At 26.5% G+C, this 9,494-nt stretch carries 9 protein-coding genes; 3 read left to right on the top strand and 6 right to left on the bottom strand.

The annotated features are described in order from the left end of the window. Positions 1-376 precede the first annotated feature (376 nt). The 5 genes from AAT22_RS08220 to AAT22_RS08240 all read right to left on the bottom strand — a co-directional run bounded on the left by AAT22_RS08220 (position 377) and on the right by AAT22_RS08240 (position 5,323). Positions 377-937, bottom strand: coding sequence for a DUF4269 domain-containing protein (locus AAT22_RS08220; protein ID WP_047000862.1), 561 nt, complete (start codon positions 935-937; stop codon positions 377-379). A gap of 341 nt (positions 938-1,278) precedes the next feature. Next, positions 1,279-2,835 (bottom strand): ABC-F family ATP-binding cassette domain-containing protein, encoded by a 1,557-nt coding sequence (locus AAT22_RS08225; RefSeq protein WP_047000863.1) that lies wholly within the window; start codon positions 2,833-2,835, stop codon positions 1,279-1,281. Positions 2,836-3,053: 218 nt separating this feature from the next. Further along, positions 3,054-3,611 carry a DUF3867 domain-containing protein gene (locus tag AAT22_RS08230; RefSeq protein WP_047000864.1) on the bottom strand — a complete coding sequence of 186 codons (558 nt, stop codon included), beginning with the start codon at positions 3,609-3,611 and terminating at the stop codon, positions 3,054-3,056. 153 nt (positions 3,612-3,764) lie between these two features. Beyond that, positions 3,765-4,817, bottom strand: coding sequence for a spermidine/putrescine ABC transporter substrate-binding protein (locus AAT22_RS08235; protein ID WP_016208294.1), 1,053 nt, complete (start codon positions 4,815-4,817; stop codon positions 3,765-3,767). 257 nt (positions 4,818-5,074) lie between these two features. Beyond that, positions 5,075-5,323: a hypothetical protein gene (locus AAT22_RS08240; protein ID WP_016208295.1), complete on the bottom strand. Its 249-nt coding sequence runs from the start codon at positions 5,321-5,323 to the stop codon at positions 5,075-5,077. Between the two features lie 158 nt (positions 5,324-5,481). On the opposite strand from AAT22_RS08240, the gene AAT22_RS08245 reads away from it, so the two are divergent. Then, positions 5,482-6,831: a putative DNA modification/repair radical SAM protein gene (locus AAT22_RS08245; protein ID WP_016208296.1), complete on the top strand. Its 1,350-nt coding sequence runs from the start codon at positions 5,482-5,484 to the stop codon at positions 6,829-6,831. Positions 6,832-6,846: 15 nt separating this feature from the next. Further along, on the top strand, positions 6,847-7,593 hold the full coding sequence (locus AAT22_RS08250; protein WP_047000865.1) for a TIGR03915 family putative DNA repair protein: 747 nt from the start codon (positions 6,847-6,849) through the stop codon (positions 7,591-7,593). A gap of 120 nt (positions 7,594-7,713) precedes the next feature. Here the strand turns inward: AAT22_RS08250 and AAT22_RS08255 are convergent, their stop codons facing one another. Further along, positions 7,714-8,094, bottom strand: a complete 381-nt coding sequence (locus AAT22_RS08255; protein WP_016208298.1) for a RidA family protein — start codon at positions 8,092-8,094, stop codon at positions 7,714-7,716. A gap of 256 nt (positions 8,095-8,350) precedes the next feature. On the opposite strand from AAT22_RS08255, the gene AAT22_RS08260 reads away from it, so the two are divergent. Then, positions 8,351-9,373: a branched-chain amino acid aminotransferase gene (locus tag AAT22_RS08260; protein ID WP_016208299.1), complete on the top strand. Its 1,023-nt coding sequence runs from the start codon at positions 8,351-8,353 to the stop codon at positions 9,371-9,373. The last annotated feature ends 121 nt before the right edge of the window (positions 9,374-9,494 follow it).

Consider the following 9,494-nt stretch of genomic DNA (forward strand, 5'->3'; position numbering starts at 1 on the left):
CATTTAAATAAAACAGAGCCTTATTTTTAAAATACTATCATACATATGTTAATTTATTTCTTATAATTACCTCCTTCCAATTTTATCTTAATCTATCTTTTGTATATTAAATATCATCTTCGAAACCAGTTTCGAAAAAATTTAAAAAATATATTAAATCCAAATATATTTTCGAAACCGATTTAGTTTTTATCTTTAATTAGGTAACTGTTTACATTTATATTATATATTCTATATTTTTTATTGTAAATGCTTTTTAAAAATTATTTACTCTTTTTGTAAATTAAAAATCCATAGCCAATTTAAATATATTCTATGGATTTTTATGCTATATTACAAAGTTAATATTTTATAAACACTCTTATATTAATATAAATCAATATCTAGATTCTAGTAAATTCATTATTTCTATATCATCCAACTTTTCAAGCTTTAACAATTCATTATATGGATTTCCTTTTAAGTTTAGAATTTTAGCAAATGCAGGTTCTGTCTTTAAACCATTTTCTTTCAAATCAATAATCTTTTTCTTTACTAAATCTCTCCCTAAATTTAATATTCTATCTTCAATTATCATATGTTTATATCCATTTTGTTCTGTAGATTTTATGTTTTGTGCATATAGCTCTATTTCAAAATCATCTATAAGAAAATTAACTGTTAAAACTTCATCATTTACTTTATTTATCTTAAATTTATTAAAACTTGAAAATTTCTTCAGAATTAATTGCTCAAATTCATTTATATTATATACTTCACAAATAATGTCTAAATCACTACCATAAATGTCAATTTCTATTGGTATAGTTCCTACTAAAATTGGATTATATTTTTGTAATATGTTAAATATTTTTATATTATTTAATAATTTAAAAGCTTTTTGTTGTTTCTTATTTCCAAATTGTAAATAATCAAGGTTCATAAAATTCTTTTTCATATTCTTATGCTGCCTTTTCTATAAATTTAACTTTCAATTGTTTTATCTAAGTATTGTTCTATTTCATTAAAAGGAACACCTAACTCATATAGTGAGTAACTAACCATAGGTATATTACTAGATACTCCCCATTATAATCACTAGCATAATCTTTATACTTATAAAAAAATCTTTAAACATAACCCATAGTATTGAAAAATATTATCAATTATATTTTGTCACACCAGTAATACTTGTCAATAAATCAGCGTTTATAATTACTCTTTAACGCCAAAAGTTATCCAATATTTGTTAATTTACTGTCAAAAAGAGCTAGCAACAAGCTAACTCTTAAAAATTTTTTATACTATTTTGGTTGTCCAATCCTCACAGTTCCATATTTCTGTAACTACATCTCTATAAAACTCTGGTTCGTGGGATACAAGTAAAATTGAGCCCTTATATTCTTTTAATGCTCTTTTTAATTCATCTTTTGCATCTACATCTAAGTGATTGGTAGGTTCGTCTAGGATTAGTATATTGGTTTCTGTATTTAATATTTTACATAATCTAACTTTTGCAGCTTCTCCACCTGATAATACCATTATTTTTGATTCTAATTGCTTTGTTGTTAATCCACATTTAGCAAGTGCTGCTCTTATTTCGTATTGTGTTTTACTTGGGAACTCTTGCCATACCTCTTCTATGCATGTATTTGTATTTCCGCTTCTATCTTCTTGTTCAAAATAACCTATATGCTGATAGTCTCCTCTATGAACTTTTCCTGATAGTGGCTGTTGTATTCCTAGCAAGCTTTTAAGTAATGTTGATTTACCCAGTCCGTTTGCTCCAACTAAAGCTATTTTTTGTCCTCTTTCCATATAAAGGTTTAATGGTTTTGTAAGAGGTGAATCATATCCTATAACTAAATCTTCTGTTTCAAATATTGTTTTTCCAGCTGTTCTTGCTATTTTAAAGCTGAATTCTGGTTTTGGTTTTTCTTTTGAAAGCTCTATTACTTCCATTTTATCAAGCTTCTTTTGTCTTGATTTAGCCATATTAGCTGTTGCAACATTTGCTTTATTTCTTGCAACGAAATCTTCTAATCTTGCTATTTCTTTTTGTTGCTTTTCATATGCTGCTTCTAATCTTTTTTTACTTTCTTCATATAATCTTTTAAATTCATAATAGTCTCCAACATATCTTGTTAATTTTCTTTCCTCAACATGATATATTAAATTAACTACTGAATTTAAAAATGGTATATCGTGAGATATTAATATAAATGCATTTTCATAATTATTTAAATATCTCTTAAGCCATTCTATATGTTCCTCATCTAAATAGTTAGTAGGCTCATCTAGAAGTAATATATCTGGGTTTTGAAGTAATAACTTTCCAAGTAGTATTTTTGTTCTTTGTCCACCGGATAAATCATCAACGTCTTTATCTAAACCTAAATCTAATAATCCAAGTCCTTTTGCTACTTCCTCTACTTTTGCATCTATTATGTAAAATCCATTATGGTCTAATAAATCTTGAATTACTGCTGTTCTTTCAAGCATTTTTTCTAATTCCTCTGAAGTACAATCTCCCATTTTTTCATATAAAGTATTCATTTCTGTTTCTAAATCAAATAAGTATCTAAATGCATCTCTTAGTGCATCTCTTATACTTTGTCCTTTTACTAAAGCTGCATGTTGATCCATATATCCAACTCTAACATTATTAGACCAAATAACCTTTCCTTCATCAGGCATAAGCTTATTTGTAACTATATTCATAAATGTTGATTTTCCTTCACCATTAGCTCCAATTAAACCAACGTGTTCTCCCTTTAATAATCTAAATGATACATCTTCAAAAATAGCTCTATCTCCAAAGCCATGACTAATATTTTTAACTGTTAAAACGCTCATTTTATCCTCCTGAGTATTCTATATTAAAATTATAATAAAATCTTAGTTTCGTTTTTACGCACTTAAATATTATAAACTATAATATTATAAAACTCCATAAAAAAAAGGACATATGTAAGTTTTCTTAGAGAATAAAAAAATAGACAATTGAAAGTTTCAGTTAACAAAATTCATTCCTTAGCTTTGTTAACTGCCCATTCTCAATTGTCAACTAATCTTTAATAATCATATTCTTTTACATTTTCGCAAATAGATATTTTTAGTGTAGTATTATCAATAACTTTTTTATAAGAACATAAAAAATCATTTAATTCTAAATCATTTAAATCAACTTTATCAAAGCTTTTTAAAATAACATTTTCTTCTTCTGTTAATATTTTTACATCATTTTTATCATTTTTTATATAGTAATTATTAACAGTTGTTACTTTTATTCTATCTTTATATTTTTCTTGAAAGCTCATAGTCTTTCTTACTTTTTCAACATCTCCTGTACCAGGAATAATATTATTTAATCCTAATGATTTTATTTGTTCTTCAATAGATGAAGCATCAAATCCATATCTCTCCATTAACTTAGTTTGCATTTTTAAAAACTTATCTTGTGATATGTTGTTTTCACTCATGTATTCTGTCATCTTTTTCGTGAAGTCTGCCATATTTAACTTTCCAGAAGACATATCATAATATAATGAATATATATAGGATTCAAATTTGTCTACATCTTTATCATTCACTTTGTTTTTTAATTCATTGAAATCTATTATCTTATCCATAACATGATCAACTCCTATATTCTTAATGGATGTTACTAATATTATACTATTACTATAAATTTTATTCTATTGACTTAATACAATATTAATATTTTTTTAAGAACACTTTATTTTAAAATATATAGTTATCACTATATATTTCCTACCCATAAGCTAGTTTGCAGCCTTAACTGCATTCCAAACATCTTCGTATAATCTTAATTTTTCTTGTGGCAGATATTTATATACTTCACATCTTTCCATAACTTCCTTAGGCATATATGCACCAGTATTATTTTTAACTTCTTCTGATTGTTCTTCCTTAGCTAACTTATTTGGAGTTGTATAACCTATTTCTTCGGCTATTTTATATGCATTATCTTTACTACTTACAAAGTTTATAAATTCTTCTGCCATTTCTTTATTTTTTGCATTAGTTGGAATTGCCCATGAGTCTAACCAATAGTTTGCTCCTTCCTTTGGAATCACATACTCTAGATTTTCATTTTCATCAGCTAAAGTTAAACCTTCTCCTGACCATATCATAGCAATTGCAGATTCCCCAGAAGTCATTAAATCCTTAACTTCATCAGCACCATATTTTAATACTAATGGCTTTTGTTTTATTAATAAATTTTTAGCTTCTTCAAGTTCTTTTTCATTTGTAGTATTTAATGAATATCCAAGTTTTTTAAGTGCCATTCCTATAGCATCCCTTTGAGCATCTAAAACAAAAATTTGTTTTTTATACTTTTCATTCCACATTATATCCCAACTATCTACCTTATCACTAACTAAATCTTTATTATATATTATTCCTATTGTTCCATTCATATATGGAACAGTATAATCATTACTAAGATCATATGGTTGTCCCATATCATCTTCATTCATTTCTTTTAAATTTAGTATTTTATCTTTATTTATTTTTTGAAGTAATTCTTCTTGTATCATTCTATCTGCCATATAATCTGCTACTAAAACAGCATCCCAATTAGTTTTCCCTGAAGATACTTCTATATACATTGTTTCCATATCATCAAAAGTTTTATAATTAACTTTTACATCATATTTATCTTCAAACTCTTCTATTATGCCTTCCGCTATGTTTTCCCCATAATTTAAGACATTAATACTTTTCTTATTACTTTTTTGACATCCTGCAAATAAAGTAAATGTAAAAATCATGCTACATATCATAGCAAATATTTTAATTGATCTTTTCATTTATTTATCGTCCTTTCACTATATAATAACTATTCTTCAATAAAAATAATTATAAAGATAAATTTAACAATTGCAAGTTAAAAATACCTAATTAGTAATATATATTCTATCAAATACATATTTATTTATATAAGTTACAATAAATAAAATAAATCTAATTATCTTTTAAATTAGATTTATTTTATTTAAATCAATGTTTTAGCTACTTATATAAAAAAGGTATCGACTACTAAATATAGTTAATACCTTAAAATTTGTTATACTTCTATTAACTTTGCTGTTACCCCTTCTAAGTCATTTAATTCTTTTTTAAGATTATTAATTTCATCTTTTTCATCATGTATTAAATTTAATATAACAAGTCCTGAATTAGAGCAAGAGGTTTTACTTGCTTCATGTAATCCGAGTCTTGTTTGAATGATACATCCATACTTTGTTAAAATAGCTTGAACTGTTGGGGCAATTTCTACCCTTGGTTCTATTTTTATAGCCATTATAGTAAACATATTTATACCTCCGTTAACTTTATCACCTTCTATACTACCCATTTTAAATTTACTTATTCAATAAAATTATTTATTTTTACAAAATTTATATGATCTATTGCAATGAGAACATTTGTTCTGTATAATGATTTTAAATACTTTTAAGAAGGGTGATAATTTTGAATATAGATGAAAAGCTTAATATTCTTTCAGCGGCTGCTAAATATGACGTATCTTGTTCTTCTTCTGGATCTAAAAGAAAAAATTCAAATAATGGTTTAGGAAATGCTTCAAGTAGCGGTATTTGTCATAGCTTTACTGCAGATGGTCGTTGTATTTCTCTTTTAAAAATACTTTTAACTAATCATTGTATATATAATTGCAAGTATTGTGTTAATGCTTGCAGTAAAGATGTCCCAAGAGCAATGTTTACACCTGATGAAATAGTATCTCTTACAATTAATTTTTATAAAAGAAACTACATTGAAGGTTTATTTTTAAGCTCTGCTATTTTTAAAACCCCCAATTATACAATGGAGCTACTACTTAATGTAGTAAAAAAGCTTAGAATTCAAGAAAAATTTAATGGATATATTCACTTAAAAGCTATTCCTGGAGCTGATGAAAAATTAATTAATGAGGCTGGAAAATATGTAGATAGAATGAGTGTAAATATAGAACTTCCTTCTTCTTCTAGCTTAAAGTTACTTGCTCCACAAAAAACCAAAGAAAATATATTAGCTCCAATGAGCATAATTAAAAATTCCATTATAGAACATAAAGATTTAAAGAAAAGTATAAAATCCACTCCATTATTTGTTCCTGGAGGACAAAGTACTCAGCTAATAGTTGGTGCAACTCCTGAAAGCGATTATAAAATCTTAAATTTATCCGAGAAGTTATATAATCATTTTGATTTAAAAAGAGTTTATTATTCTGCTTATGTTCCTGTAATAAGGAATGATAAATTACTTCCTGACATTACTCATCCACCATTAGTTCGTGAGCATAGATTATATCAAGCAGATTGGTTATTAAGATTTTATGGTTTTAAAGCTAATGAATTATTAAAAGATGAAAGTGATAACTTTGATTTAAACTTTGATCCTAAAACCTCTTGGGCTTTAAGTAATATCGATCTTTTTCCAATTGAAGTTAATAAAGCATCTTATGATACCCTTCTTAGAATTCCTGGAATTGGAGTAAAATCTGCTAGAAGAATATTAATTACAAGAAGAGTTCATTCATTAAATTTTGAAGATTTAAGAAAACTTGGAATAGTACTAAAAAGAGCTAAATATTTTATAACTTGTAAAGGAAAGTATTATGGAGATGTATCCTTTGATGAAGAAAAGATAAGAACTAGATTACTTTATATGGATAAACCAAAACTTGAAAATGAAAATTCAGAACAAATTTCTTTTTTTGATGATATTTATCCTAAAGTTTCTAATAGTATTTTATTACCAGAACCAAAGAAAATACTTCTTCCAAATGATACTATCACTTCGCTTACTGGAGAATTTTAAGGAAGGTGATTTATTTTGTTAAAATTAGTGTATGAAGATTCATTTGAAGGCTTTTTAACTGCAATTTATTATGCTTTTTATTCTAAAACCTCAATAGAATCAATTTCAACTGAAGAAGAATTAGAAATAAATCTTTTATCTGAAATTAAGTATATTGATACAGATTTAAATAAATATAATAAGGTTAAAGATTCTATTGTTATAAAAATTGATCCCTTAGCTCTAAATAAAATTTATAAATTATATTTATCTAATTATAAAAACAAAGGAACCTTATGTTATAAATATCTGAAAATTGCATTTAAATTAGGTAGTGATGTTCATAAATACTTACATTTAGATGCGGTAAAAGAAATTGATAATATTGAAAGGCGTGTTTCTTTAGAAGCTCATAGATTCAATGGTTTTGTAAGATTTATTTCTGTTAACAACAACTTTTTGTATTCTTCAATAGAGCCTGATAATAATATATTAGAAATTATTTCTCCACATTTTCAAAATCGTTTTAGTAACGAATATTGGATAATACATGATGTAAAAAGAGGTATTGCTTCAATATACGACAAAATTTCCTGGGAAATTAGAGAAATGGATTTAGAAGTATATAATAACTTAAAAGATTATAATGATGATTTTCAAAGTTTATGGAAAGGCTATTTTAAATCAACAACAATTGAAGAGAGAATTAATCCAAAACTTCAAAAAAGAATGATGCCAAAGAGATATTGGAACAATCTTACCGAAATAAATTATAATAAATAGTGAAAAGTAAAAGGAATGAAAAATTTAAAAATCCCTTAAAGATTTTTATTAATAATTTTCCACTCCTTAATTCTTTCACTTTTTCACTCTTAACTTGTTACTTATAAATTATTTTGCAATTTATACTATAGTAGCTATTGCTTCTATTTCTATAGGTGCATCTTTAGGTAATCTTGCAACTTCAACGCAACTTCTTGCTGGAGGGTTTTCTTTGAAATATTCTGCATAAACTTCATTCATTGGTCCAAAATCATTCATATCTTTTATGAAAACTACTACTTTAACCACTTTATCTAAGCCACTTCCAGCTTGTTCTAAAACAGCCTTTACATTTTCTAATGATTGTTTAGTAGCCTCTTTTATTTCAGTTACTAATTCTCCTGTTGATGAATTTACTGGAAGTTGTCCTGATGTAAACACCATATCTCCTACTTTTATTCCTTGTGAGTATGGGCCTATTGCTGCTGGTGCCTTACTTGTTGAAATAATTTCTTTTTGCATTTACTACACGTCCTCTCTTACATTTAAATATCTTACCTTTAATATTAAACCTAAATTTACTAACATTATTAAAAATATGTAAAGTATATTTAGTAATATTTAACTTTTACCATCCTAATAATTTAAATATACCCTTTTTTTTCTAATAATTCAATATGAAATCCTTTTTATGTATCTATTAAATAATTAAAAGTTTATTAATATATTCAATAGTGATACAATTAGAATAATATAAAACACAAGGAGGTAATGAAATATGAATAAAGATGTTAAGATCAATTGGGGTAATCTTGGTTTTAACTATATTAAAACTGATTATAGATATATTTCAGTTTGGAAAGATGGGCAATGGGATGAAGGTAGGCTAACAGAAGATAATATGTTAAACATAAGTGAAGCATCTACCGCTTTACACTATGGTCAACAATGTTTTGAAGGTTTAAAAGCATATCGAAGAAAAGATGGAAAAATTCAATTGTTCAGGGTTGATAGAAATGCACATAGAATGAATGAAAGTACTGCAAAGTTACTTATGCCTGAAGTGCCAGTAGATAAATTTATAGATGCTTGCATGCAAGTTGTTAAGGCTAATGAGCATTATGTACCACCTTATGGAACTGGTGCTACATTATATTTAAGACCTTTTATTATAGGGGTGGGAGATAATATAGGGGTAAAACCTGCACCAGAATATATTTTCTCAGTTTTTGCTGTACCTGTAGGGCCTTACTTTAAAGACGGTCTAACACCATGTAACTTTATGATAGCAGATTATGATAGAGCAGCTCCTTATGGTACTGGTGGACAAAAGGTTGGTGGAAATTATGCCGCTTCACTACATCCACACAGAATAGCTGTTGATAGAGGTTTTGCGGACTGTATATATTTAGATCCTTCAACTCATAAAAAAATTGAAGAAGTTGGTGCTGCTAATTTCTTTGGAATAACAAAGAATAATGAATTTATCACACCAAAATCTCCATCAATTTTGCCTAGTATAACTAAGTATTCTCTTATGGATATAGCTAGGGATTATTTAAAAATGCCTGTTTATGAAAGAGATGTTTATATAGATAATATAGATGAATTTAAAGAAGCCGGTGCCTGTGGTACTGCTGCTGTTATAACTCCAATAGGAGGAATAGAATATAAAGATAAACTTCATGTTTTTCATAGTGAAACTGAAGTTGGCCCTGTTACAAAAGAACTTTACAGAATCCTTTGTGGTATCCAATTTGGTGATATTGAAGGACCAGAAGGTTGGACTTATTTAGTTTAATATAATCTTGTCATTATCAAATTAGTGATTAAAAATGAATTAATAATTATTTATGTACATTACTTAACAGTACTATAAATAGTTTAAATAAAAAACTCCCACTAAACTTGACCCTGTCAAG

It is taken from the genome of Clostridium sp. C8 (assembly GCF_001010885.1).
Classification (GTDB): Bacteria; Bacillota; Clostridia; order Clostridiales; family Clostridiaceae; genus Clostridium; species Clostridium sartagoforme.